Annotated in this window: 25 protein-coding genes, 1 tRNA gene and 1 pseudogene; 4 read left to right on the top strand and 23 right to left on the bottom strand. The window is 68.3% G+C overall.

Translation table 11 applies throughout. The features are described 5' to 3' along the window. Positions 1-11: 11 nt before the first annotated feature. Both rlmB and EJG53_RS17185 read left to right on the top strand, forming a co-directional pair. Positions 12-967, top strand: a pseudogene (gene rlmB / locus EJG53_RS17190) (23S rRNA (guanosine(2251)-2'-O)-methyltransferase RlmB). Between the two features lie 324 nt (positions 968-1,291). Further along, positions 1,292-3,004 (top strand): DoxX family protein, encoded by a 1,713-nt coding sequence (locus tag EJG53_RS17185; protein ID WP_125045596.1) that lies wholly within the window; start codon positions 1,292-1,294, stop codon positions 3,002-3,004. A gap of 218 nt (positions 3,005-3,222) precedes the next feature. Here EJG53_RS17185 and EJG53_RS17180 read toward each other — a convergent pair whose 3' ends face one another. From EJG53_RS17180 to EJG53_RS17170, 3 genes are all read right to left on the bottom strand, one after another. Then, positions 3,223-3,948, bottom strand: a complete 726-nt coding sequence (locus EJG53_RS17180) for a nucleotidyltransferase family protein (RefSeq protein ID WP_125045595.1) — start codon at positions 3,946-3,948, stop codon at positions 3,223-3,225. A gap of 29 nt (positions 3,949-3,977) precedes the next feature. After that, complete coding sequence (locus tag EJG53_RS17175) at positions 3,978-4,397, bottom strand: hypothetical protein (RefSeq protein ID WP_031004864.1); 420 nt, start codon at positions 4,395-4,397, stop codon at positions 3,978-3,980. 347 nt (positions 4,398-4,744) lie between these two features. Next, a complete protein-coding gene (locus EJG53_RS17170) occupies positions 4,745-5,881 on the bottom strand; it encodes an ABC transporter ATP-binding protein (RefSeq protein WP_031004861.1) in 1,137 nt (378 codons plus the stop codon). Between the two features lie 177 nt (positions 5,882-6,058). Here EJG53_RS17170 and EJG53_RS17165 point away from each other — a divergent pair. Next, positions 6,059-6,132, top strand: a tRNA-Thr gene (locus EJG53_RS17165). Between the two features lie 299 nt (positions 6,133-6,431). On the opposite strand, the gene EJG53_RS42540 is transcribed toward EJG53_RS17165, so the two are convergent. From EJG53_RS42540 to EJG53_RS17060, 19 genes are all read right to left on the bottom strand, one after another. Then, the gene (locus EJG53_RS42540) at positions 6,432-7,289 is read right to left on the bottom strand and encodes a YgjP-like metallopeptidase domain-containing protein (RefSeq protein ID WP_125045594.1); all 858 of its coding nucleotides are present in this window, start codon (positions 7,287-7,289) and stop codon (positions 6,432-6,434) included. 288 nt (positions 7,290-7,577) lie between these two features. Continuing rightward, the gene (locus EJG53_RS17150; protein ID WP_125045592.1) at positions 7,578-9,119 is read right to left on the bottom strand and encodes a ParB/RepB/Spo0J family partition protein; all 1,542 of its coding nucleotides are present in this window, start codon (positions 9,117-9,119) and stop codon (positions 7,578-7,580) included. A gap of 57 nt (positions 9,120-9,176) precedes the next feature. Beyond that, positions 9,177-9,887, bottom strand: coding sequence for a hypothetical protein (locus EJG53_RS43365; RefSeq protein ID WP_154806378.1), 711 nt, complete (start codon positions 9,885-9,887; stop codon positions 9,177-9,179). 109 nt (positions 9,888-9,996) lie between these two features. Next, positions 9,997-10,788, bottom strand: a complete 792-nt coding sequence (locus EJG53_RS17135) for an adenine nucleotide alpha hydrolase family protein (RefSeq protein WP_125045589.1) — start codon at positions 10,786-10,788, stop codon at positions 9,997-9,999. Beyond that, entirely contained in the window at positions 10,785-11,882 is a 1,098-nt protein-coding gene (locus EJG53_RS17130) for an N-6 DNA methylase (protein ID WP_125045588.1), read from the bottom strand. The genes EJG53_RS17135 and EJG53_RS17130 overlap by 4 nt, the downstream gene beginning before the upstream one ends. Before the next feature lie 142 nt (positions 11,883-12,024). Continuing rightward, positions 12,025-12,216, bottom strand: coding sequence for a hypothetical protein (locus EJG53_RS17125; RefSeq protein ID WP_125045587.1), 192 nt, complete (start codon positions 12,214-12,216; stop codon positions 12,025-12,027). 69 nt (positions 12,217-12,285) lie between these two features. After that, positions 12,286-12,549 (bottom strand): hypothetical protein, encoded by a 264-nt coding sequence (locus EJG53_RS17120; RefSeq protein ID WP_125045586.1) that lies wholly within the window; start codon positions 12,547-12,549, stop codon positions 12,286-12,288. 289 nt (positions 12,550-12,838) lie between these two features. Further along, on the bottom strand, positions 12,839-13,363 hold the full coding sequence (locus tag EJG53_RS17115; protein WP_125045585.1) for a hypothetical protein: 525 nt from the start codon (positions 13,361-13,363) through the stop codon (positions 12,839-12,841). Next, a complete protein-coding gene (locus tag EJG53_RS17110) occupies positions 13,360-13,836 on the bottom strand; it encodes a hypothetical protein (protein WP_125045584.1) in 477 nt (158 codons plus the stop codon). The genes EJG53_RS17115 and EJG53_RS17110 overlap by 4 nt, the downstream gene beginning before the upstream one ends. 20 nt (positions 13,837-13,856) lie before the next feature. Then, positions 13,857-14,375, bottom strand: coding sequence for a hypothetical protein (locus EJG53_RS17105; RefSeq protein WP_125045583.1), 519 nt, complete (start codon positions 14,373-14,375; stop codon positions 13,857-13,859). 586 nt (positions 14,376-14,961) lie between these two features. Next, positions 14,962-15,192 carry a hypothetical protein gene (locus EJG53_RS17100; protein WP_125045582.1) on the bottom strand — a complete coding sequence of 77 codons (231 nt, stop codon included), beginning with the start codon at positions 15,190-15,192 and terminating at the stop codon, positions 14,962-14,964. Positions 15,193-15,410: 218 nt separating this feature from the next. Continuing rightward, positions 15,411-15,734: a hypothetical protein gene (locus EJG53_RS17095; protein ID WP_125045581.1), complete on the bottom strand. Its 324-nt coding sequence runs from the start codon at positions 15,732-15,734 to the stop codon at positions 15,411-15,413. 65 nt (positions 15,735-15,799) lie between these two features. Beyond that, complete coding sequence (locus tag EJG53_RS17090) at positions 15,800-16,105, bottom strand: hypothetical protein (protein ID WP_125045580.1); 306 nt, start codon at positions 16,103-16,105, stop codon at positions 15,800-15,802. 1,048 nt (positions 16,106-17,153) lie between these two features. Continuing rightward, on the bottom strand, positions 17,154-17,750 hold the full coding sequence (locus EJG53_RS17085) for a hypothetical protein (RefSeq protein WP_125045579.1): 597 nt from the start codon (positions 17,748-17,750) through the stop codon (positions 17,154-17,156). A gap of 487 nt (positions 17,751-18,237) precedes the next feature. Continuing rightward, positions 18,238-18,804, bottom strand: a complete 567-nt coding sequence (locus EJG53_RS17080) for a hypothetical protein (RefSeq protein ID WP_125045578.1) — start codon at positions 18,802-18,804, stop codon at positions 18,238-18,240. A 90-nt stretch (positions 18,805-18,894) separates the two neighbouring features. After that, positions 18,895-20,043: a PD-(D/E)XK nuclease family protein gene (locus EJG53_RS17075; RefSeq protein WP_244955184.1), complete on the bottom strand. Its 1,149-nt coding sequence runs from the start codon at positions 20,041-20,043 to the stop codon at positions 18,895-18,897. Between the two features lie 70 nt (positions 20,044-20,113). Beyond that, the gene (locus EJG53_RS17070; RefSeq protein ID WP_125045576.1) at positions 20,114-21,226 is read right to left on the bottom strand and encodes an AAA family ATPase; all 1,113 of its coding nucleotides are present in this window, start codon (positions 21,224-21,226) and stop codon (positions 20,114-20,116) included. A 44-nt stretch (positions 21,227-21,270) separates the two neighbouring features. Continuing rightward, a complete protein-coding gene (locus EJG53_RS17065; RefSeq protein WP_125045575.1) occupies positions 21,271-21,609 on the bottom strand; it encodes a hypothetical protein in 339 nt (112 codons plus the stop codon). Between the two features lie 159 nt (positions 21,610-21,768). Next, positions 21,769-22,344, bottom strand: coding sequence for a hypothetical protein (locus EJG53_RS17060; protein ID WP_125045574.1), 576 nt, complete (start codon positions 22,342-22,344; stop codon positions 21,769-21,771). 512 nt (positions 22,345-22,856) lie between these two features. Between EJG53_RS17060 and EJG53_RS17055 the strand changes: the two genes are divergently transcribed. After that, positions 22,857-24,320: a DUF2079 domain-containing protein gene (locus tag EJG53_RS17055; RefSeq protein WP_244955183.1), complete on the top strand. Its 1,464-nt coding sequence runs from the start codon at positions 22,857-22,859 to the stop codon at positions 24,318-24,320. Positions 24,321-24,428: 108 nt separating this feature from the next. Here the strand turns inward: EJG53_RS17055 and EJG53_RS17050 are convergent, their stop codons facing one another. Then, complete coding sequence (locus tag EJG53_RS17050) at positions 24,429-24,818, bottom strand: hypothetical protein (RefSeq protein WP_125045572.1); 390 nt, start codon at positions 24,816-24,818, stop codon at positions 24,429-24,431. Positions 24,819-25,298: the final 480 nt, after the last annotated feature.

Genomic DNA, 25,298 nt, shown 5'->3' with positions numbered 1-25,298 from the left:
ACAGGTGACCCATGGCCGGCAACAGCCAGCGCAGGAACCGCCGCACGTCCAACAAGAAGGGTATGCAGGTCGGCAGCGGTGGCCAGCGGCGCCGGGGCCTGGAAGGCAAGGGCCCGACCCCGCCCGCGTCCGCACGCAAGGGGCATGTGAAGAACCGCATCGCCAACGCCCAGGCCAAGCAGGCGGCCCACCGGCGCCCGGCCCCCGGCGCGGCGGCGCCAAGGGCACCTCGGAGCTGGTCGTCGGCCGTAACCCGGTCTTCGAGGCGCTGCGCGACGGCGTGCCCGCGACGACGCTGTACGTGCAGCAGTTCATCGAGAACGACGAGCGGGTGCGCGAGGCGCTGCAGCTCGCCGCCGACCGCGGCAACATCAACCTGATGGAAGCGCCGCGCCCCGAGCTCGACCGGATGACCAACGGGCTCAACCACCAGGGCATGGTGCTCCAGGTGCCGCCGTACGAGTACGCGCACCCCGAGGACCTCGCGGCCGCCGCCTTCGACGACGGCGAGGACCCGCTGATCGTCGCGCTCGACGGCGTCACCGACCCGCGCAACCTGGGCGCCGTGGTGCGCTCCGTCGCCGCGTTCGGCGGGCACGGCGTGGTCGTGCCGGAGCGGCGCGCCGCCGGTATGACGGCCGGCGCGTGGAAGACCTCGGCGGGCACGGCGGCCCGTACGCCGGTCGCCCGCGCCACAAACCTGACGCGCGCCCTGGAGGGCTACCAGAAGGCGGGCATGACCGTCGTGGGCCTGGCGGCGGACGGCGAGATGGAGCTCCAGGACCTGGAGGTGCTGGACGGCCCGGTCGTCATCGTCGTCGGCAGCGAGGGCAAGGGCCTGTCGCGGCTGGTCGGCGAGACGTGCGACGTACGCGTACGCATTCCGATGCCGGGCGGCGCGGAGTCGCTGAACGCGGGTGTCGCGGCGGGCGTGGTGCTGTGGGAGGCGGCGCGGCGACGCGGGTGAGTCCGGCCCCGGGGCGGTAGGGGGCTGGGCGGTGAGGTGGTGAGGGCGCGCGGACGGGGTCTCCGGGCCGCGCGCACGCCCCTGGCGCGCCCGTCGTCCTCGCCCCCGGAGCCGAGGGCCACCGGCGTGCCCATCTCGTACGGACGTACGAAATGTCATCCGGAAGACTGTGCGGCGCCCCGCGGCGGAACCGCGCCGCCGGTGCGCCGGAGCGGCCCTGCGGAGGTCATCCGCCGGGCCGGCGGTGATCCCGCGTTTCCTTGACGGGTCTCGGACAGTTCGGGGCGGTCAAGGCAGTGTCTTAAACGCGGGTCACTCGGTTAGATGAGCGTGGACACCAGAACACCCCGCACGCCTACGGGGGGACGCTCGCCGGGCTTCGATGACGAGCCGGTGCTGAGCTCGGTCAAGGTGCCGTGCGACCCCGCGCAGGTCATTGTCAATCACGCCAGCTTCCGCGTGCAGCTCGCCGCGCCCGCCGCGAGCGGCAACGCCATGGCCGACACCGCGCGCATCCCCGTGGTCCGGGAGCCGGCGGGCGGCAGACGCCGCGCACCCGTGGTGTGGAGCGGCCGCACCGAACCGGGCGGCACCACCGCCGCCACCAGCCAACTTCTCCATGCCGTACGGATGTCGGGCCGGACCACGGTCACCGCCGACCGGAGCGACGACGTCGGCACCACGACCCAGGTCCTGCCCAGGGTCCGGCTCGACGAGGAGCAGCCCGGTACGGGCCCGGTCCCGGGGGCCGGCACGGGTGCGGGCATGGGTACGGGCACGCTCACCGGCCCCGGCGGCCCGGCCCCGGCCGTGGTCGGCCAGCAGCGCGGCCCCATGGACGCGGACACCACCCTGCTCAAGGGCGTGCGCCCGACCACCGGCGCCTACGACCACTACGACGAGGAACCGCCGTACTCGGACGAGGAGGCGGCGGCGGCGTACGAGCGGTACGGCGACCCGGCCGGGCGGCGCGGCGGCGACCCCGCGATCCGGCACGCGTACTACCCCGGCCGCCGGATGAACCTCGGCGTCGTCCTGCTGCCGCTGCGCGTCTTCCTCGGCCTCATCAGCGTGTACGCGGGCATGGGCAAGCTCTGCGACCCCGTCTACTTCGACGGCGGCGAACGCGGCTCGATGGTCAAGTGGCTCCAGTCGCTGCACCCCTGGTCGCTGGTCGCGCCGCTGCGCGACTTCGCGCTGTCGCACCCCGTGGGGGCCGGCCTGACCGTGGCCTTCCTCCAGGTCGTGGTCGGCGTGCTGACCATGTGCGGACTGTGGCAGCGGGTCGCCGCCTCGTTCGGCGCCCTGCTCTCCGCGACCCTCCTGATGACGGTGAGCTGGCGCACCGTGCCGGTCTACGACGCGCCCGACATCATCTACCTCGCCGCCTGGAGCCCGCTGCTCATCGCGGGCGCGCCCGTCTACTCGATGGACGCCCGGCTCGCCGGCGAGGCGTGGCGGCGGCTGGGCCCGCGCGTCGAGCTGTGGGACCTGCGCCGCCGGGTCCTGCGCCGAGGCGCCGTCCTGACGGCCGTGGTCGCCGGACTGACGCTGCTGGTCGGGTCGCTGCTGGGCGGAGCCGTACGGTCCGCTTCGGTACCGTCCGTACCGAAGCCCGGCGAGCCCGCGACGAACAACCTCCCCGGCTCGCCGCTGCCGCAGCAGTCCCGGCCCGGCGGCCCGAAGGCGCAGCACGGCCCCGGGCACCCCGGCAAGTCGCCGAAGCACCCCGGAAAGCCGTCGGCGGACTCCTCGCGCAAGGCGGGCGCCCCGAAGTCGAAGACCCCCTCCGCCTCGGCCCCCGGCACGGCCCGGGCCACCGGCAGCGCGAGCGGCTCGGCACCGGACTCCGGCCGCTCCTCCGGCCGTACCCCGGCGCGGCAGAACGTCCCGACGCGGGCCCCGGCGACGACGCCCCAGGCACCGTCCGTGGGCGGCACCGCCGGCGGCACCAACGGCGGCGCGAGCGAAGGCGGTTCGAGCAGCTCCAGCAGTGGCAGGGGGCGCGGGGGCACGCTGGGCGGCCTCCTGGGGTAGGTGAGGGGCTCCTGGGGCTCAGAAAGGCCCCTGGAGCCCCGTGAGGCCCTCACAGACGAACGGACCGCCCTCATGGCATCGGCCATGGGGGCGGTTCCTTGTGTGGGGTGCTGCTCGGACGCGACACCCGAATGGACAGCTCACTGGCACTGCTCAGTGGCGCTGCCCACCGATGCCGCTTAGTGATGCTGCTCAGTGACGCCGCTCGGCGGTGCCGCTCAACCCTGCTGAGACTCCAGCTCCTTGGCGGCCTCGGTGAGGTCCTTGGCGGTGTCGATGGCGCGCCAGTACGCGCCGTGCGGCAGCGGGAAGCCGGCCAGCCGCCGTTCCCGGGCCAGCCGGGGGAACGTCGTGCGTTCGTGGTCCCCGCGCGCGGGCAGCAGCCCGGTGAAGGCGGCGGAGAAGACGTACACACCGGCGTTGATCAGATAAGGCGAGGGCGGCGACTCGATGAAGTCGAGGACGTGGCCGAACTCGTCGGTCTCCACGGCGCCCCACGGAATGCGCGGCCGGGCCAGCGCGAGCGTGGCGTCGGCGCCGCGCTCATGGTGGAAGTCCGCCATCTCGCGCAGCGAGAAGCGGGTCCAGATGTCACCGTTGGTCGCGTACCAGGGCTCGTCGGGCCGGGGCAGCGAGGCGGCGGCGTACTTGAGACCGCCACCGCGACCGAGCGGTTCGGTCTCGACAACGGTCGTGACACGCAGGGGCAGTTGTGCCTTGGACAGCCAGTCCTGGAGCACCTCGGCGAGGTGGCCGCAGGAGACGACCGCGTCCGTGACGCCCTCGGCGGCCAGCCAGGCGAGCTGGTGGCCGATGATCGGGGTTCCGGTGCCGGGAATCTCGACCATCGGCTTGGGACGGTCGTCGGTGTACGGGCGGAGTCGCGAACCCTGGCCGCCGGCCAGAATCACGGCCTGCGTGGGATGCGGGTACGGGGCTGTCATGTTCGCACCCTATGCGGTGCGAGCCGGGCTCACTGGACAGAGGCGACGCCGGTGGCGAAAGAGGTGTCACAGACCGGCCGGGACCACGCCTGCGCACGGTGCGCGGCACCGCCGTACTTGGCGACCGCGGCACGGCCCAGGGCGCGCGCGATGGCCACGCAGTGCTTGGCCAGGGAGGGGCGCTTGGTGGTCTCCTCCTGGAGGTGGGTCAGCGCGACACCGGGGTTCTTCTCCTGGAGTTCCACCAGGAGCCGGTCGCGGAGCACGTCCTGCGGTGCCCGGGAGCCCGCCTTGGTGGAGGCGTTCTCGGAGGACGCGGTCAGCATCTGCGAGTCCGTACCCGGCGACGCCCACGGGACGCGGGTGACCGCGAGCGTCCCGGACAGGACGAGCACGACGGGAAGGACAAGGGCGAGGGTTCGGCCGATACGGCGGGCTGCGGAGTTCACGGGGCGATGGTAGCGAGTAGTGATGATTTGGCGACATTTAGTCACCGAATCGAGGGATCTTTTCCTCCCAAGTTCGTGCGTGATGTTGACGTACAGGCTCGAAATGACGGCTCTGCCGGGGTATTTGTCGACACGGAGCGTACGGTGACCCGGCCCGGGCGGAAAAAACGGCGGTGCCGGCCCCGAAGGACCGGCACCGCCGTGTGCGGAAGGTATGAGGCCGCCGTTCAGCCGGTGAGCCGCTCAACCACTGCGTGTGTCACCGGCTCCTCCGGCCGGCTCTGCGAGCCGACCGCCGTGTCACTCAGCGCCTCAGGGGCTCGACGTTTCGACGCCTCACCCCTCACTCAGTCACTCAGCCGCTCACCCGTCGACGTGGAGAAGACGTGCGTCTCGCCCGGCCGCGGCACGACGTGCAGCTCGGTGCCCTTCTCCGGCACCTGCCGCCCGTTGACACGTACGACCAGGTCCTTGTGCTCGTCGCCGACGACCGCGGACCCGTACACGTACCCGTCGGCGCCGAGCTCCTCGACGACGTTCACGGTGACGGCCAGGCCCGCCGGGGCGTCCGCGGCCTCCTTGGAGAGGGACTGCGCGGCGCCGCCGTTCTGCTCGACGATGTCGAAGTGCTCGGGCCGGACGCCGACGGTGACCGTACGGTCGCCCTTGTCGGCGGCCGCGGCCAGCGCCTCCCGGCTGACCGGCACGACGCTGTTGCCGAACTTCACGCCGCCGTCCGTGATCGGCACCTCGACCAGGTTCATCGCCGGCGAGCCGATGAAGCCCGCGACGAAGAGGTTGCTGGGCCGGTCGTACATGTTGCGCGGCGAGTCGACCTGCTGGAGCAGCCCGTCCTTCAGGACGGCCACCCGGTCGCCCATGGTCATGGCCTCGACCTGGTCGTGGGTGACGTACACGGTGGTGATCCCGAGGCGGCGCTGCAGCCCGGCGATCTGCGTACGCGTCTGTACGCGCAGCTTCGCGTCCAGGTTGGACAGCGGCTCGTCCATGAGGAACACCTGCGGCTCCCGGACGATCGCCCGGCCCATCGCGACCCGCTGCCGCTGACCACCGGAGAGCGCCTTCGGCTTGCGCCCCAGGTACTCGGTCAGGTCCAGGATCTTCGCCGCGTCCTCGACCTTCTGCCGGATCTCCGCCTTGTTCACGCCCGCGATCTTGAGCGCGAAGCCCATGTTGTCGGCGACGGTCATGTGCGGGTACAGCGCGTAGTTCTGGAACACCATGGCGATGTCCCGGTCCTTGGGCGGCAGATGGGTGACGTCCCGCTCCCCGATCCGGATCGCACCGTCGTTGACGTCCTCCAGCCCCGCCAGCATCCGCAGCGAGGTCGACTTCCCACATCCGGACGGCCCGACCAGGACGAGGAACTCGCCGTCCTCGATCTCGATGTCCAACTTGTCGACGGCGGGCTTCTCGGAACCCGGGTAGATCCGGGTCGCCTGGTCGTACGTGACCGTAGCCATGGTGTGTCCCTTCACCGGCAGGAACGTGCCGGACGATCCGAGTAAAAGGAGTGGTGTAGTCCACTGCTGTGGACTGTCCGTGACGGTACCCCGGCCGACGCCCGGTGTCAGTAGCCCGCGGGTCACGAAATAGCGGCGCCAGGTAGGCTGCGAGCCTGGGTACACTGCACCAGGCGTGCCTCCTTAGCTCAGCTGGTCAGAGCAACGCTCTTGTAAAGCGTAGGTCGTCGGTTCGAATCCGACAGGGGGCTCTCGGCTTGACCAGGTAAAACGCACTGAGAACGCCCCTCCGGAAGGTCTTCCGAAGGGGCGTTTTTGCTCTCTGAAGCCCGTCCGTGGACAAACCGTGGACAGCGCGTAATCCGGGGGCGGGGGAGTCGTGGTCCCGCTCTTCTGGGGCTCTACCGAGCCAGCAAGCATGGTCCGGCAGCCTGCTGGGTCTTAGAGCCGCGCCGTGTCAGTGCCTCTTGAGGGCTCTCGTGGACAGCTGAGGAAAGCCGCGCGCCCCCAAGGTCAGGGGTGAGCAGGTGAGGGCTTTCGTGGAGTCAGGTCATGTCGGGAGGACCATGCGCTGGGTGGCTATGTCCCAGCGGCATTCGGCGTAGAGGCGGTTGAGGTCGTGGTGAGCGTCCGGGTCGTCGGCGTTGCAGGGTTTGTAGCCGTCGAGTCCGTAGCGGCAGTAGAAGCCGTATTCGGCGCATTCGGTGACGCCGGGGTAGTGGCCGGTCCAGATGGTGTTGCAGACGTTCGCAGGGTGGCAAGTGTCGCGCTGGCGGCCGGTGAGGGCGCAGCGTGCGATGTCGCAGTGGTCGGCGTGGAGGGTACCGGGGGGTGTGGAGCAGGCGGGGCAGGCGGCGTTCGGGGCCGGCTGCGGGAGCGGGAGGGGGCGGTGGGTGAGGTCGCCGAGCCAGAGGTCGCGCAGCTCGCGGTTGAGCTGGTGGGTGTCGGCGACAGTGTGGAGGTTGAGGGTGCGGTGGAGGAGTTCGCGGAGAAGGGGGGTAGGTAGTTGGGCGGTGGCCCAGTGGAGGGTGAGGCCGCGGTCGGGGTGGTGTCGGGCCCATGTGGTGCGGAGGCGGGAGGATGCGGTGAGTGTCATGTCTGGTGTGTTGGCGTATCGGGTGATATGCGGGCCGTAGACTTTCAGCCATTCCTGTGCGGTTTTGACGTGGAGATTGATGAGCTCTCGCCGTGCTTTGTCCAGGTTTAGGGACGTGGTGCGGCGCATGAGGACGGTGGCACCCGATTCGGTGTCTTCCTGCCGTGTGGCGGGGGCGGTCAGTGCGTCGTCGGGGACGATGCGGAATCGGTGCCGGCGGCCGAGGAGGGTGAACTGCTCCCCGTCGGCGAGGTGCCGTACGGGGGCGTGGGGGAGGTCTCGGCGAGGTGATTGAGCTGTCGGTAGATCCATCGGCGGCGGCGTTCGACGAGGGCGGTTGCTTCGGCGTCGGTGGTGTGGTGGGGGCCGCGGACGACGATGCCGCCCGCTTTCGTGACGTCGAGGCCGAGGGTGGTGCGGTTACTGGTTCGCACGATTACGGCGGTGCCGCCGACGAGGAGGGTGCGCTGGTGCTGAGGCATGGTTCTTTCGGGCTGGCCCGGCGCCCCCCCGCCTTCTTGGCGGTTTTCTACTATGGGCGAGGGCGGGGTCGGGGGTTTGCAGTGGGCGGGGTGTGGTGATGTGCTGCGCTGGAGTTGGTCAGGCAGCGGAACTGGACGGCCGTTCGCGTGCGGAGTCGAGCACTTCGGCTTCGATGTCGCTGAGTGCGTACTTCTGGCGCTGGAGGAAGGCCAGCCAGTTGGTGGTGTCCTTGCTGACCGGGTTCCGCCACGCCTGATCGGACATGGCCTGATGCTCGTACACCGCGGCGACCTGGGCGAAGAGCAGCCTCCAGCGTCCGGTCGCTCCGATACGGGCGATGAGCGGCCCGAAGGGGTCTTCGACTCGCCGCCACGGCTCGCTGTCGTGGTTGGGGTCTTTGATCTTCAGGAAGGCCGAGATGAGGTCGGTGCGGTGGCGTGCGATGTACTGGGAGTACATGGCGGAGGTGCCGGTGATGGTGCTGAGGGTGAACTTCCAAATTTCGTCGGTCGCGTCGCCGGGCCGGGTGCACAGATTCGCGATGAACTCCTGCCGTACAGGGCGAGCTTGGCGCCAGGCCGCGTTGTAGCGGATGGTTCTGCGTCGCTTCTCCGCCATTTCCGCGGCGTCCGGTGCTGCCGTCCCGGACGCTTCAGGGCTCAGCTTGTGCTGGCAGGCTCGCCAGTCGGTGCACAGCCAAGTCACCGTGGGCTTGAACGGGTTGAGGGTGGCGGCGTGTCCGGGGCACCGGGCGTGCTGGTCGGCGGTGATGGCCGTTCCGAGGGGGGTTACCAGATCCTTGAGGGGGCGCATGGGGGTCTCGTGCCACCGCCAGTCCCAGTCCACTAGCTTGATGCCGGCGGCGGCGAGGTCCTGCTTGAGCTGGATGCGCTTGGCCTTCTCGGCCGCCTCATCCTTGAGGCACTGGAGTGCGTGGGCCCAGTGGCCGCGCGTGCCCGCGCCGTCGTTGCGGTCCCGGATCTTCGCCGCTTCGAGGCGACTGCGGGCGTTGCTGATGTGCGCGACTTCCTGGAAATCGGCCAGCTCCACCAGGTCGAAGTCGTGAGCGACCGCGGCGCTGAGATTCTTGTCGTCCAGCTTCGACGCCTTGTCGGCGGCGGTGAGCTCGGCGGCGGACAGGCCGAGCGCGCGCGCATGTCGCTCCTTGACCGCTTGGGGCAGCGGCATCAGGGACAGTTGCCGGGCGGCTTCGACGTAGTCGCGGGCGTGCGCGTCCCGGCGGTGCTTGTTCTCGATGACCGACAGGGTCAGCGCCTCGTCATCGACGCCGCGAAGGTCGTCGCGGATCAGGGCAGGAACGAGCATGTAGGCGCGGCCCTCGTCCTTGGCCTTGTCGGCGGCGATGATCGCTGCCTTGCAGCGACGCTGCCCGAAGATGATGCCGAGCTTGCCTTCGTTGTCCCCAGTCTGTGGACGCAGGAGGACCAGGCTCTGCACGCCGACCTCTTCCACGGAGGCGATCAGGGCAGGATCAGGTTCGGTTCCGTCCGGCTCGTCGTCCGAGCGGTGCTGGCGGTGGTTGTACGGGTCGACGACGAGTTCGTAGGGGTCGACCCAGGCGAAGCGTCCTTCGAAGGCGGGCTGCGCCGTGCTGGTGTCGGCGCTGTCCGGTGCGGTGAGGGTGGTCGTGGTTGTCATGGGAGGTCCCTGGTGAGAAGAGGGGCGGGCGGTGGCGCCCGCCCCTGTGCGTGCGGGTCAGGCGGCGGCCGGTACGGCCTTCGGCTTGGCCGTGCGCTTGGGCTGTGCCGCGGCGGCCTTGGGGCGTGCAGCTGTGCTGGCCTTCTTCGCCGGACGCTTCGCGGCGGGCTTCCCCGTGCCGGCCGGGGAGGGCTTCTTAGCGGCGGCCTTGGGCGCGGGCTTGGTCGGCGCGGGCTTCTTCGCGGGCGACTTCTTCACGGTGGTCTTCCTCGCGGCCGGCTCGCCGGTCGGTGCGGCGGGCGTCTCCGGCTGGGCGGACTGCTGCGGCGCGGGCTCGTCGGCGGTGGTGACGGGGATGCGGGTGCCGTCGTACCGGAGCTTCGCACGGTGGCCTTGGAAGACGGGGAAGAGTCGCAGGTGGAGGGTGTCGAGGAGGGTGTCGAGGGGTGCTTCGGCCGTGGTGAAGTGGCAGGCGGCGTTGTAGTGCGGGCCGGTCTTCTCGGGGTCGCGGGCGAACGTCTGGGCGGCGGAACCGTTCCACAGGCGGCGGATGCCGAAGGTGCGGCCGTCCTGGTGGGCGAAGTGGATGGTTTCCGGGTCGATGGAGTCGTCGGCCTTGTGCCAGCCGTCGCCGAGCTTTTCGATGATCAGGTCGGCCAGGAGGTAGAGGTCGATGAGGGAGATGTCGAAGGGGGCGGCCTCGATGGTGGTGGTGTCCTGGTCGGTGTCGGTGTCGGTGTCGGTGTTCTGGGTGGTTTCGGTGGTCATGGTGGCTGTCTCCAAGAGGTGTGGGGTTGGGGTTGCCCCTCAACCCGATAGCTAAATTCTACTATGGTTAGTGGGGGCGTCAACTGCGAAGATGCACGTCAGGCGGGGGTTAGGTCATGCACCAGCCGGAGTCGCAGCCCACATCAAAGGGCAGCTCCTCCTGCGCTGCCTCGACCGCTTCGAGCAGAGGCCGGCCGGTACGGGTCAGAAACACCGCGTCGCCCATGCCGCCCCACAGCCGCGTCTCGTTCAGCGACTCCTCCAGGCAGCAGGCACGCAGGAACAGCCCCGGACGGTCGCGACGCATCTCCTTCCAGCCCCCCAGCGACTTCAGCGGGCAGAACCAGCATGCGCTCTTCGGCGGCATCGGCAGGCCCGCGTCCGAGATGATCTGTTGGCAGTCGACCCGACGGAGCTTGAGATCGAGCAGCGGGTAGGCCAGCCGCTCGTACGGCTCAACCCGCCGGTTGGCCGCCCGCGCGATCTCATCGAGCGAGATGCCGACGGCGACCGTCGCCGGATTGCCGGATGCCGCGCCATTCGCCTTGAGCCACCTGCCCGTGACGTGGATCTTGAAATCCCGAGTGCAACCCCGCGTGCCAGGCGCGCCGTTGGGCATCCGGACGGGTATGGGCAGCGCGCGAGAGCCCTTCCGCATCATCCGCCCCCACAGCGTCTCCGTTCCGCCGGCGCGCAGTGTGCGGTGCAGGACGTGCAGGTCAAGACCGCTGGCTGCCGCGTACGGTCTCGCGACATGCCGTACATACTCCAGCGTCGCTGGATCTTCACTGTCGTCACCCACGTTCGCGAACAGCAGAGTGCGGTACGGGATCTCGCGGCGGGCAGCCAGGACCATGAGGGCAGTGCTCTGCACTCCACCGCCGTAGCTGATCACGTTCACGCGGCGCACTCCGGGGCCTGGTCGAGGAGCTGCTGCGCCTGCCGGACCGCGGCAATGAGCTTCGCCTTGCCCAGGATGGAGTCGCGGTGTTCGATCACGGATCGGGCGTGCCGGGCGGCTTCCTCGATGGCCCTGGGGTTGGCCAGGGTGTCGGCGCAGGCCACGGTGACGCGGGGGCCGAGGCCCCAGACGATGGCGTTGACGGCTGCGCAGGCGGCAGCGATCTCGTCGATATCGCACATCGACCACTGGAAGTCGGCGGGGTCCAGGCCCTTCTCGCGCAGGTTCTGTGCTGCGGCACGCAGCAGGCCGCCGCTGCCGCCGGCCGGGTCGTGAATGTGCTGGCCTGGCCGCGGGCGGCCTGCCTCGGGGGCAGCCACCAAAAAGTCCACGACTGCGCTGACGTTCACGACTTCAGCCATGGCTCCCGCGACGGAAGCCGGGGTGTGGAACTCGCCGAGTCCCTGTTGAGCGCCACGGCTCCGCAGCAGCATCATCACGGGCGAGAGCACGTCGGTCATGGAGCGCAGGTACGGGTCGGCGTACCCGGTCAGGGCGAGCAGGCCATTCTTCAGGGCCGCTTCCGTGACGGCGCGAACGGCGGATATGCGGTTCTTGTCGATGTCCGTGTCGTTCAGCCACTCGTGGAGGATGCGGGCCCGGTCGATGAGGTCGGGGCGCCGGATCCAGTGGGTGGACCAGATCTCGCGGTACATGCCGATCAGGTTTGTGTCGTTCAGGCTGAGGATCTGCGTCGCGAGATCGGGCCCGTTCGGATCTTTTTGGCCGATCAGGCTGAGGGCGGCCACGATGCCGATCGGTACGTGTGTGTGGTTGCCGCCGTGCTGTCGATGCCAAGCTCCGGCGACGGCTTCGCCGACCTGCATGGCCTGGGCATGGGGGTCGCTCGCGGGGCAGACGCTGATGGTGCGCGGACGTGCCGGTGTGCTGGGCTGCTTCTTGGCTGGCCGCGGCGCGGGTGAAGACGGAGCGGTGCTGCGGCTGGGCTTGGCGGCGAAGGTCACCGGGGCCTTGGGCTGCGGCCGCGCGGGGGCCGGCTGGAGGTCGGCGAAGAGGTCGAGCTGCTGCGTCATGAGGGTCCTGTCGGGATGGTGAGAATGCGGCGGCCCGCCCCGCGGGTGCGGGACGGGCCAGGGTCGAGGCGCTCCCCTCAACCTCCTAGCTAAATTCTACTATGTTAAGGAAGATGGTCAACTGCGGTACGGCTACGGCGAGTTATTCGCGGCCGACCCACAGCACGCCATATGGAGTGACCCGCGTGGTGAAATCCGCGTGCTCCTCAATCACTGCGGCCACCGTGGAGCAGTCGATCCGCCCGCACCGGTCCCGGTATGGCTCCAGGTCCCAGTCGGCACGCGTACCGACCGCCGAGGTGAAGAGCTGGGTGTAGTTGTTGCCGAACGCCACGACCCGATTCCGGTAGGAGTCGTGCAGGTCTCGAAGCCGGCGGCGCCACAGGGGGTTGTCGCCGGACGGTCACCAGTCGAAGTCCGGATCCGTCTCCGCCGAATCCATCAGGACGGCCCACGCCACCGCGCGCTCACGCGATCGCACGGCCGGGGTGAACGTCCAGGCGCCGAGCGCCACCCCCTTGCCGAGCGGCGGCCGCCCCTGCCGCTCCATGGGATCGGAGTGCAGCTCGTACGCCAAGCAGTGGGCCTGGCTGAACGTGCGAGCGCGCTTCGTGGAGAACAAGTAGTGCCATTGCGCGAGGCTGTCCTCGGGCCGACGAATGCACATGCGCCAAGTCCCGTACCGCCCTCGCGCAGATGGCCGGGCGTCCGCGGTGGCCGTTATCAGGCGTGCGCGCTCCATCCGTGCCGGAGTGTGCGGGGCGAGCGTGGGTGGATCGGTGATCGTCGTACGGGCCGGAGCCTTCTCTGTGCGGAGATCGCTGGGGCTGTCGGGCATGGTGTTTCTCCAATCGGGCGGTGGCCCGCCGAATCGGGCGGGCCACCGTGACAGGACCGTCCACGTAGTGCGTCTTCTACTATGGGTGGCGATGTGGTCAAATGATCGAGTCCGGTAGTCAGCCCTGGTCGAGCCAGAGCAGCCCGTAGGGCGTCTGCCGCAATGTACTCATCGCCGCCTTGCCGATGTCGGCTCGAACGTCCGCCCAGTTCACCCGGCCGAACGGATCCCGGTAGGGCTCCACGTCCCAGATGTCTTCGGGACTGGCGGAGGCGATCACGTCAGCCACGGAATTGCCGAATCCGACCACTTTCGCTTCGTTTTCCTCGATCAGCAGCCGGAGTTCCGATGGCTCGGCGGTGCCAGCATCCGCGCGGGCTGCCCAGGCCAGAGCGCATCCCCGGCATGAGGCGCTGGGCCTGAAGGTCACCTCGCAGATCACCATCTGAGTGAGGCGCTGCCCGGCTGTTCCTGCGGCTGCCGTTCGGTGCCACCGGCTCGCGGTCGCCCTGGCGGCTGCTTCGGTGCTGGCCGTACGGGAGGACAGCAGGTACGACGACGTGCCGCTGTCGCGGGTGGGTTCATGGAAGACGACGCGCCACGCACCGAGGAACGCCTCCGCCTGCTGGAGCGTGCGCTTCACCGGTCGTCTCCCCATGCTTCGGAGACCATGCGTGACAGCCACAGGCCGAAGCCGGCTGGGTCGTGCCGTATCCAGTGCTCGGAGTAGAGGGCGGCGAACGCCGCGTGCTTTTCCCGCTCGTCGCGAGTGAGCGGAACGTCCACGCGGGCGTGGTGGCGCCCGCGTGGCCAGGTCGGCCGGGTGGAGCCGGGCGCGGCGTGGTCGGCGTGCCAGTGGGTGTTGGCGCCAATCCGAAGTGGGGCTTGGAGGTGGAGTGGGATGTCCATCAGGGTGAAGTTGGCGATGCTGGTGTGGTAGGTGCCGACGGTTCCGCCGACGGCGTCTTCCGGCAGGTCGATCCATACTCGGTGGCCGTACTCCTCGCGGGGGCCGACCTCGATCACGAAGCGGTTGTAGACGATGGCGGGGCCGTCCTGGGCGTCGTACACCGCGCAGACGCGGTCACCGGGCTTGTAGGGGGCGGGGGCGGTCATGTGCTCTCTTCCGGTTCTGGTCACTTCTGGGTTGTGGTGGCGTACGCCTTGGCGGCTGCGGCGCGCTGAGCCGTAGCGGGGCATGGGTCGAGGAGGTGCTTGAGTGCGGCCAGGAGGCGGCGGGTGTCGGACTCGCGCCAGGCGCGGATGGAGATTTCGATCAGACGAGCCACGTCTTCTTCCCTGGTGGGGTGAGGGGTGCGGCAAGGGCAGGTGCTCGTCGCGTATGAGTTCAGGGCGCTGAGGGCTCGGGCGTGGTCGGACGCGGGTGCGCACTTCTGGTGGCGCTTGAGGGGCTTGGCGCGCCGCAGGTGGCTGTAGAAGCGTTCGCCCTGCCAGCCGCAGACCATGCACTGGACGGGCCACTGGACATCGGAGCCGGGGTAGCCGGAGCGGGCGGCCCAGCCGAGTTCGTCGATGCGGGCGAAGGCGACGATGGCCGAGATCAAGTTGCGCGGCGTGGGGGCGAGGGCGGCCAGGTAGAAGTCGAGGGAGCGGGCGTCCTGCCGGGTATTGCCGGGATGTATGTCGAGCTGCACGGTCAGGTGTCTCCTTGAGGTCGTGAAGGGTGAGGGGGTGTGGCACCCCCTCACCCGTTAACTAAATTCTACTACCGTTATGGGGTGGGTCAACTACGCACCGTTACGGAACTAGGAGGCGGGTGCCTTCTGGTGCTGTCGTATCTCCTCCGCAGGCATGCGGCCGGCGAGTCCGTCGTAAGGCGCCGTCCATGTCCAGCCGGGCCGGACATCCTCGGCCCGCACGAGGCCCCCGCTGGCGTGGAGGTGAAGGTGCGGGATCGTCACCGACCGGTTGTTGACCCGCAGTACCTCGTACCAAGTGCCGCGGTACTTCGCGAAGTCACCGCGCTGGAAGTCGTCTCTCGACCATCGCTTGCGCCCCTCGTGGGGGTTTCGGTGCCCCGCCTCGAAACAGGGGTGACGCGGTGGCGGGTGTACCAGCCGCTGAAGATCTCGTTGGCAGTTGGGTGATCGGTGGTCAGCCGGTACCAGGTACTGGCGGCGAGTGCGTCGACGGCCGTGATCTCGAAGGCCACGGGCAGGCCCTCGGCGTCGAGAACGTGGCGGCCATCGGCGTAACGCAACCAGACGGGGTCGCCGAGTTTCACATCTGCCTCCCGGAGCCGCCCGCGGACAGCAGTACGGCCAGGGACAGGAAGACCAGCAGGGACAGCTCGTTGTTCGCCTTGCAGGTCAGCCAGGTGCAGGCAAGGAAGGCGGGATGCACCCCGTCGCAGAACTGTTCCAGGGAGCCGCCCGGCTTGTCGGCCGTCCACTTGCGCGTGGCATCGATCAGTTCGTGGGCAAAGCGGTCCTCGTGGAACGTCCCCCGCACAGCCTGAGCGTTGCGTGCCGCCCATGAGGCCACCAGCAGCAACCGGCATCGGCGGGTGGGGGAAAGCTGTCCCCACAAGTGCAGTAGGGCACGGTGGTTGGCAAGCACGAGGTGCGGATCCGGGTGAGAGAAATCGGCCAGGAAACGGGAAGTGGTTATCAGGGTGCGGTGCAGGGATGCGTGGTCGGACACGAGTAATTCCTCTTCGGCTCGGTCAATTAGCGGTGCTTCAGTGCCGGGGAAGCGGTCGGCACCGGGGAAGGGTGAAGGGCTTGCGCTGCGCTGGTCAGTGCGTACGCCTCCGCGAAACGTTCGAGGTGGATGAGTGCGCAGACTTCGAACATCAGCGTCCAGTGGCATTCGGGCACGGTGTCCGCGAACTCTTCGTAACTGAGGTGGCGTTTGGCGCTGGTGCGCCGCGCGAAGGCCCGCTGCACGATGTGCTCCATGGCTGTGGTGGCACGGCGGACCTGCCGCGAATTCAGGTCGAGACTGCTGATCACGTCGGCAACCGCCAGCAGCGGCAGGCGTCTATGCAGCATCAGGGCGTGAAGTCCTTCCAAGAGGTGTCGGGCCGCCGGCTGCGGGTGCAACCAGCGGCGGTGTGTCAGTAGGAGGCACAGCCGAAGAGGAGCCAGGTGCTTTCACCATCCGCACGGATGGGCAGAGCCCCGGCCGGGCCCCACTTGTCGTCCACGCGCGGGTCGCATATGTCGATCAGGCCGTACGCGTGCTTCATGGCGTCGTCTTCGGTGAGCGGGACCGTATGGATGAGCGTGACCTCGTGTTTCTCGGCGATCGTTCCGGTGTAGCCACCGTGGCCGTGCTCCCCGGCGGCGTCCTCGCGTGCCTGCTTGAAAGCGGCTTCGAGGGTGGGGCCGGAGGCGGTGATGTAGAAGTCGACGGAGCCCATGTCTGCCTCTCCTTTCGGGCGAGTGGGTATGACGCGGCCCGCCCCGGCCGGCGGCGGGCCGTTGCGTGCCAGTGGTCGTCAGCGGATGTGCACGCGGGGCCGACTGGTGCGCATGACGCGGGGCAGCCGGGGGCGGAGAACGAGCACCCGGGCACCTGGGAGGAATCGGCGCCAGCGGCGAGAACGACGGTGATGGACTCTTCAAGTACGGCCCGGCGCTGACAGGGAGTGAATTGCTCGGCCCATCGCTCCATGGCCGATCCGTCGGCGCGATCCTGGCCGATCGCGTCTGCGTGCAACTGCCAGGTGTCGACCAGGTAGTTCGCGGCCAGCAGGAGCGCGGCTTCGGCCTGGCGCTCGGTGAGGCCGTAGTCGGTGGCGGTGGCCAGGACGGTCAGCGGGTCGGGCGTAGGTGCGTTCACGGGGGTCCTTTCGTTCATCAGGCGGGTTTCCCCTCCCTGTTATAACTAAATTCTACTATGCCTGTTAGGGGTGTCAATTACGGACGATCGAGCCCAGCGCCTGGAGAAGCGGCTCGTCCGGGTGTGTACCTCACCCGCCGCGCGCTTCGATCATGCGGCCGACGCGACGGAACTCTTGCCTCGTGACCGCTTGCGGATGCTCGCTGGGCCGGCGGAGCGCACCTGCGCGCGCAGTGCCACCTCCCGGCACTCCCCACACAAAGGCTCCCCCACTCGCCCGTGCCCGGCCACCCCTCCGCTAGTGCCGCAACTCCCCGCGCGGGACGGGAGCTTGCCCAATGCCGGAGCGCCCTCGGCCTTCGCGACCACCCTTCCGTTGATCCACACCCGGGCTGCGCACACGCCGTCGAACCGCCCGGCTTCCGGGCGCACCCGCTCGTAGCACCGGGAGATGAACGGGCAGGAGTCCGCACAGTTCTGCATCAGTGGAGTGCTTGCGGCGATGAGGTCGCTGGGCGAGTCGACCTGCGAAGCGTCGGGCACATAGCCATCCTTGGCGGCGCACGGTACGAGATCGATCCAGGTAGACGGCTTGGTGGGGGTGATCACGGAAATTCCTCGCGGCGTCAGAAGAGGGGCGGGTGGGCCACGGCGGCGGGCACGATGGCGTTCAGCGCGGCCGTTGAGCGCAGAGACAGAGCGGCCGAACGGCGCGACCACGAGCGGTAGAAGAGCTCGTTCCACGCTTCGGCCGTCCGGTACGGAAGGGGGCATGTCGTATATGCGGCCGCATGAGCCTGCTCGACCTCGACCGCTTGGCGCAGGGCTCCATAGCGCACAGGGGTCAGTCGCTCGGTGGCCTGGACATGCACTTCTGTCCACGACAGGCGTCCGGCGCGAGTGCCCGAAGGTGCTTGCACCTCGTACGTGAACCCAGCCGGGTCGGGGGTCCAGCAGGTTGAGGCCCCGGCATCAGGCTCGCCTTCCACGCGCCGTATCCGGCGGGGAGCTGTCGGCAGCCCGAAGTGGCGTACCGCCCACGCGGTGCGCGCGCTGGCGTCGGTGAGATCGACGAACTCCAGCAGCTCGGCCGGGGCGAAGAACCCGTGCACGGCCATCTGTCGGTCTTCGTCCCTCAGCTCCGCCGTGATTCCGGAGGGCTCTGTCTTCAGGTCGGCCCACTCTTGTGGGGTGTCCGATGCGGTTACGAAGGCGTCCACCATGTCTCCCCCTTCTCTAAAGTAGCGGCCTATTAAGCGGCCTGGTTGAGCGTTCGCTTCGGTGTTGCACCCCCTCGGGTGCGGTGTGGGCTCGCGGTGCAAGGCTGGGTGGCGCTTGCTGGGCCTATCGGGTGAGGCTCGTATTAGGTGTGGTCAATCGGTCGGCTATCAGCGCAACCGGAATAATAAACGACGGCCTATTTCATGGTCGATGTCACCCCCGCACCAGAGCCCTGGTCCACCACCTGCTGCCGCGCCCTACGCATCTCTTCGATCCGGCGCCGGGCCACCTCCGACAAGCCGTCCCCGCCCGGCCGGCGCCGAACCTCCGCCAACATGTCCTCGTTCGCCAACCGCTCAGCCCGTTTGACCCGCTCCCTCTCTGCCCGTTTCTCCGCCTCGCGCTGGGCGCGCGGACTCGTCCCGCACCCTCGGCACGAACGCCCCGGAGCATCCGGATGAGCAGCACACGCCCGACCCGGCACCTCCTTCACCGCGGCCACTGGATTCTCGTCGCCCGTGGGTACTGGCCCCCCTGCGGCGACAGCCGCGGGGGTAGGGGGAGTTCTTTCTGAAGGTGTTGGTTGTGGTTACTACTTAGAACCCCCGACGCACCCGCCTCCGGTGCACCGACCTCCGGTGCACCGACCCCCGGAAACCCGTCTTCGGTCCCCGACGGGCTCTGCGCCTCGGACTCCAGCTTCTTGGACAGCTTCCTGGACAACCGTCGTGCCTCCAGCCGCTCGTACTCTTCAGCGGCCCAGTCCTGCGCCGTGTCGTACACCTCGGTGAACCGCGAGAGCCGCCCACCCGGGCCCCGGTCGGTCACCACCCGGTAGTAACCGAGCCTCTTCAGCTCCCGCACCGCCTCCGCCACGGCCTCCCGGCCCTCTTTCCCCGCAGCCGCGATCGCCGTGATCCGCACTTCCCAGTTGTCCGGCTTCGATATCAGCCACGTCAGGATGCCCCGCGCCCGGAAACTCAGCCGCTCATCGTTCACCGCCGCGTTGGGCATCACCGTGAACCCAGAGGTCAGGTGTCGGCGCAGAATGGTCACGGAACATGCCTCCAAGGCAGCACAGGGCTCAAAAAGATCAAAGAGGGAAGGCGGGCCCCGCACGTTCGTGCGGGGCCGCTCACGAGGGCGTCAGGGGCGTCTAGAGGTGCGCGTGACGTTGATGCTGCGCGGAGTCGTCCGTCCCGCCGCGTTACGCATCGGCACCGCCACGCCGGCGCGACGGGCTACGGCCACCATGGCGCTCACGTCAGGAACCAGCGGCACCGTCAGACCGGCGTTCTCGAACTGGTCAACGAGCGCCTCCAGGTCGGGCTCCTCCTTCGGGTTGCCACCGCCCCAGCGCAGCGTGTTGTCCCCGTAGGCGCCCTCCGGCGAGTCGTCGAGCATCGCCCGAAGCACTTCCTTGCGCTTCCGGGATGTGCTCTCCCGCTCACGGTGGCGCACGTACTCAGCCAGCGCAGCCGCCCGGTCCTCGTCATCGTGTACCAAGACCGTCTGCACCGGGCTGCCCGGAGCCGCCCCTGGCCAGCACGCCGACGCCCATGGGCAGAAATCGCACAGCGTCTTCGTGGGCAAGCCCGGTCCATCGTGATCACGGGACAGTTCCTCGGGAGTGTCCGCTTCCAGCACCCGGCCCACCCACCACCGGGCCTCGTCCGCCAGCCACGGATCGAAGTCGAACTCGTCGATGTGTTCTTCGCCGGTATCCCGACACACGAAGCGAAAGCGGATCCGCTGCACGTCCACCGGCCCTATCCGGTGCAGGTACCGCTGCCCCGGCACATCCGCGAACCCGACCGTGCGCAGCAGATCGGCGTACAGCAGGACCTGCCGTACCTCGGCAGCCGTCGGCCCGTACCGCACGACGCGGTCCCACACGCGGCTCGACTTCGTCTTCACGTCCTCGACCGTCAGAACCTCGGCCGGCTGGATAGGCCGGTGCCGCTTCGGCAGCCGAGCGGCCGTCGCGGCATCCAACTGCACGACGTCGATGTGTCCGCGGATCCGGCCATCAGCGACCGTGCGTTCCACCAGCCAGCCGTACTCGGTGCGAGCAGACTCCAGCAGTCCGGCGTGGATATAGGTACCGAGGATCGCGGCCTTCTTGTCCGGCGCATCCGTGGGCGGCACCTGGTGTACGACGTATCCGGCACGGCGCTGGCACACGGTGTCGGACGCGCCGAGCTGTCGTTGCTGTGACCGGGGGCGCCGGGCGTCGACGGCGGCAGCAGCATCCCAGATCGACACCGGGGCGGGCTCGGTCAGTGTTGCAGTCACGCGGTTCTCCAAGAGGGCACGCCGAGCCCGCCCGCACGAGCGGGCCCAGCGTGAAACGAGACAGGGAAGATCAGGCGGCGGGGGCGTAGGGGGCCTCATCGAACGGATCCGGCTCCGGTTCGCCCTGTTCGTCCTGCTCGGCGAGGGCCGCAGCTCGTAGCCTGGCCGCGTCGCTGGTCGGATCTTCGATCTTCGGCGGGTTCTTCAACGCCGCTACCTGCTGGGTGATCGCATGACGGATCACGTTGACCTCGTCCCGACTCAAGGTCTTGTCTGCCCCGACCTTCTTCCACAGCTTCTGGAGCCCCGGAATTCCGTGCTTCTCGGCCGTCTCCTCCACTTCCGTGATCCACGGCTGAGCCAGGTCCCCGGTCAACTGCGGGGCCTGGCGCGGCGCCGAGTGGGGGCCGCAGCCCATGAGATCGAACACCAGCGACTCGACCGAGAAGTTCGGCATCGCCTTGGGCTTGCCCTCGCGGGGGACCTGGAACTTCAGGGAGCGGGCGCCCACCACGTAGGCGTGATCGTCTCCGCGTAGCAGCCGCACCCACACGGTGGCGTCGTACGCCAGCGACTTCTGGCCCTCGACGCGCCACGTCTTCGTGTTCGGTATGGGTTCGCCCGCGCCGTCGACGGCCTGGACTTCCTTGCCGCGCGCCAGGAGGAGCACGATGCCGGGCATGGTGCGAACGAGGTACATCACCCGGTTCCACCGTTCGGTGGCGTCGTTCCACAGGTTCATGCCCGGCTTGATCTCCGCGTCGGGGTCGAAGCGCAGCTTCTTCTGCCCGGTCTTGCTGCGCCGGCCGCGGTCCTGCGTCCAGTTCACGAGCATCCGCCACAGCAGGGAAACCGAGTCGATCACCAGCACGACGGGGGGCTCGCCTGCGGAGGCGGCGCGCTTGGCTTCGGCGTGCACGGCTTCGATCTGGCCGAGGATGTCGCGGTAGGTGCCGTTGTGCTCGATCAGCAGGTAGTCGGCCCCTGGCACGGCGGCGTACTCGTCGGCGGTGTCCTCGCCGAGCTCCAGCCAGTACGCCTGACCGGTGCGGTCGCAGCCGGTGAAGGAAGCGGCCAGAAAGCTCTTGCCCGCCTTCTCTTCACCTTCAAGCAAGATCTTCGGCCAAGGGATGGCGCCCGTCGGCTTGCGGGTGCGCAACTTCGGAACGGTAGGGGTGCTCATGCGGTAGCTCCAGTCCAAGAGGAATCAAAAGAGGCGGCCTATTTTCAGGCCGTACGAAGGCCCCGCAGCTCGAAGAGGCGCGCCCACTCGGGGTGCAGGTCGATCAGCTTGCGCACGTACCTGGAGCGGTAGTCGTTGTTCAGCTTCCATGGCTCGCCGCGGGTCGCCCTGCCGTACTGCCAGCGCAGAACCTCAAACAGCATGCCGATGCCCACGCGTTCGATCCCTTGCTGGATGCAGTCGGAGGTCAGCGCCTCCAACTGGTCCAAGATCCATGGGTTGAGCTGGTGAAACGACTCGAAGCGATCCTGGATGCTGGCGCTGCCGAGTGCCTTGGGGTGCCGCAAGGGCGCAACAGGCAGTTCCAGCTGTTCGGGAACCATACTTCCCCTCCGTTCAAAAACTGCGGCCTATTTTGCGCCATGGGGCGCACCTGATCAAACGCGCCCCTCCTTCGTTGAATAGATTCTACTATGCCTGGGGTGGGGGTCAACTCCGGAAACAGTGGCGGCGCCCGGCCAGACGCCGCCACCTGCTTTTGCCTACCGCTCCTGCAGCGCCCTCTTCGCGGCCACGCCACGCTTCGCGATGAACGAACCCGGCCCGTCGTACCGGCCCGTCCGCAACGCGTCCGCCACATCCTGCCGAAGCTGCCAAGTCGACTTCCGAGACTTCTGCATCGTCACATCGGCGGCGTCGAGCACCGTGTCCAGGAGCCACAAGCGCGAGCCCGACAGCACGTAGTCCGCCGGCGGCAGCATCCCCGTGCTCCGAGTCGCTGCCTGGGCGGCGGCCACCTCGCCGACCCCGAACAACTCTCCATACTCCTGCGTCCCCACCAAAGGAGGAAGCTCCCCCTTCTTCTTAGGGCGCGAAGTCGCCTGCTGCTCCTCCACCACCTTCTCCAGCAGACCCTCATCCAACTGGCGGCCCTTGCCTCCGGGCGGCAGCGCAACATCTACGACGAGGCCACCCGGCCAAAACGGCTTGCCGGAGACAATCGCCGCATCCTCGTACGTCAAAATCCCCGCCGGCACCCAGCGGTCACTGACCGCTGTCGGCGCGATGTTGTACACCCGCGCGATCTCTTTACGGCCAAACAGCAGCGGCTTCGCCACAACGGTCTCCCTTCCCGAACCAGAAGTAGCAGAATACGCCTAACGGAGACGCTCCCTTCGGGGTGCCCGCAGGATGCCCACGAGCGAAGTGAGGGACAAGCTGACGATGCTCCGCAGCGCCGCTGCGGATGCAACGTGTGGCCCGGCGGTACGCCATCCCTGCAGGGGCGGCCAGGAATCGGCGCTGCGCGTGTTCGCGCTTGACTGGCGCGCTTGGCGCGGATGTGGGTTGTGTGGCGCTAATAGATCAAGTTTTGCGACGTGGCGCGCCGGAGGGAAGTAGCGTCACCGGCATGAGTCGCCGATGGGGCCGAATAGCGAATCAGGACACAGTGTGTCTGCCACGCCAGAGATGCGATGAGGGGACAGGTGGCGCTGTCGAGGCGCTGCAGCAACTGCGCGTGTCGGCCCGGAGGCCGCAGCTCAGTGACAGGCGACGGGGTTGGGCCCTGGCTCTGCTGTGCTTTCTCGTGTGCTGTGGTTTGGGATTCCAGTCCTGGACGGCGTTACGGGTGACGGGGTTCGACCTTGGAATCTTCGACCAGGCGATTCGGTCCTACGCCCACTTTGAGCTGCCCAGGTCACCGATTAAGAACGTGCACCATGAGTTCCCGCCCGGATTCTCCCTCCTGGGCGATCATTTCTCCCCCGTGCTCGCGCTGCTGGCGCCGCTCTACTGGGTGTGGGACGACCCGCGCATGCTCATCATCGCGCAGGCTGGACTGTTCGCCCTCGGAGTGCCCGTGGTGCGCAGCATCGCCCGGCACTGCTTCGCAGATGCCACTCCATCCGTCGCGCGGCGAGCGGCTGATGGAGCGGGGCTGGTGTACGCGTTGGGCTGGCCGCTGCTGAACGCCTCGTATACCGGCTTCCACGAGGTGGCCTTCGCGGTGCCACTCACGCTGCTGATGCTTGAGCGGGGACTGGCCCGCCGCTACGGCCTCGCGGCACTGTGGGCGGCCCTGCTGTGCATGGTTAAAGAGGACATGGGACTGGTGGCGGGATTATTCGGCCTGGTACTGGCGATACGTGCACACCGCTCAGACCATCGCACCGGCCGGACAGTAGGTATTGCGGTGATGGCGGCCGGACCACTGATCTCTGCTGTAGTGATCACATGGTTCCTGCCAGCGATGGGCAGCCCCGCCGGCTACTACTGGTCCTACGACCGCTTAGGAGCAGGCCCGGGCGACGCCTTGCGTCACATTCTCACCGAGCCATGGGTGGTTCTTCAGGTTGCCTTCACCCCAGCCATCAAGCTGGCCATGCTGGCGTGGCTACTGGGCACGCTGGCATTGCTGCCGCTCGGTTCGTTGACGATGCTCCTGGCAGCGCCGTTACTGGCGGAACGGATCCTGTCCGACAATCCCAACCACTGGCCGGTGATCAACCACTACGACGCATTTCTGTGGCCCATCCTGATCACCGCCTCCCTGGAAACCCTGGTGCGGTTGCATCGAAGCCGACCAGCACGTCGCGGTGCCAGGGGAGGCCGGCTCTCGATGCGATGGGCAGTCGTCGCAGTGACCTTGAGCTCGGCGGCCGCGGTCTTCCTCGGCTTAGGCATCCTTGCCTACCCAGACTCATGGCGGCCCTCAGCGGACAAGCGCGCCCTAGCTGAGGCTGCTGAGCGAATTCCCGACGGTGCGACGGTCGAGGCGGACAACGTCATCGCTCCTCGACTGACGTCCCGCGCCGACGTGGTCATTGTTGATGGGATCCCGCGTGGAGCCGACTGGGTGCTGATGCGGGAGAAGGAACGCGCCTTTCCTTTTGCCGCAGTGGCCGAGCAGCGCGACCGGATCAGTCTGCTGCTGGCCCATGGATATCAGGATGTGTGGCGCCGGGACGGGGCGGTGCTGCTGCACCGCGTCCGCCCCGTACCCGTTCCTGGCATGAGCCGCCCTGGCCCCGGCAGCTCGCCAGTCCGTGAACAGGTGCCTTCAGACGTGGGGCGCAACCTGTTCCAGCGGTAGAGGACGCCCGGCCGGCGGGGGATAACAGCGGCGGGGCCGGAGAGGGGAAAGCCCGCTCCGGCCCCGCGTTGGTGCTGGGGCGCTCACGCGCCCAGGCGTTGGCCTTGGTTACCGGCTGATCTTGCCGGTCATCCAGGTGCCGCCGCTGTTCTTGTCGATCAGCTTGCCACGGCAGGCGCCCTGGCTGCCCACGGAGAAGACGTAGGTCCGCACCTGCCCCGCGGAAATGTAGAACGACCCCTCGTCACCGAACCAACGGCCGTTGTCACACACCAGGTTGAAGTCCGCGTGTGCCTTGCCGCCACGCGTCTTGTGGTAGCTGATGTTGTAACCCTTCGGATCGGCGGACAGGCACAGGCTGCCACTGCCGGTGTTGACGCAGGAGGTGCCAGCGGTAATGGCAGGTGCGGCCTGCGCCGACGGCCCGAAGGCCGCCATGGCCCCCACCATGGCAACGGTCGAAAGCCCAACGCCAGCGATACGGCGAACAATGGTCATTTGTTCCCCCTTCTCATCATGTCGCCCCCCTTGGGACGACGAGGAGGAAGCTACCAACCCGGAGTCGAGCGTCCGTGCGATTAACGGCTCCATGCTCGACGTTCCAGACGTCCCTGAAGTAAAGGTTTGAGCTCGCCCGCTCAGGGAAAACAGGCGACCTGGAAGCCACACGAGCCTCATGTTTCACTCGAATAACAGCTTCCGCCTCAACCGCTCTGGCCTCTCATGCCGACTGAGCCACTTTGGCTGCTAATAGCCCAAGCGCCGCAGTGGTCACGGTGGTTATGAGAAGTCCTGATCTCGCCCATACACGCCCCGCCCGCCGATTATGAGGGCGATCACTTCGGGAAGTTACTACTGAAGCGGAGCCGCACTTCCTATGTGCCGCAGTGAAGGCCCCACGGCTACCGCCGAAGCAGGAGAATCATGCACGGCATCACGGGCCTACCAGATAGCGCAGGCGCCGGGACCACGCTCATG

Origin of the sequence: Streptomyces chrestomyceticus JCM 4735 (genome assembly GCF_003865135.1) — a bacterium.
Classification (GTDB): domain Bacteria; phylum Actinomycetota; class Actinomycetes; order Streptomycetales; family Streptomycetaceae; genus Streptomyces; species Streptomyces chrestomyceticus.
The sequence above is the reverse complement of the archived record's forward strand: the minus strand, read 5'-3'. Positions and strand labels throughout refer to the sequence as shown.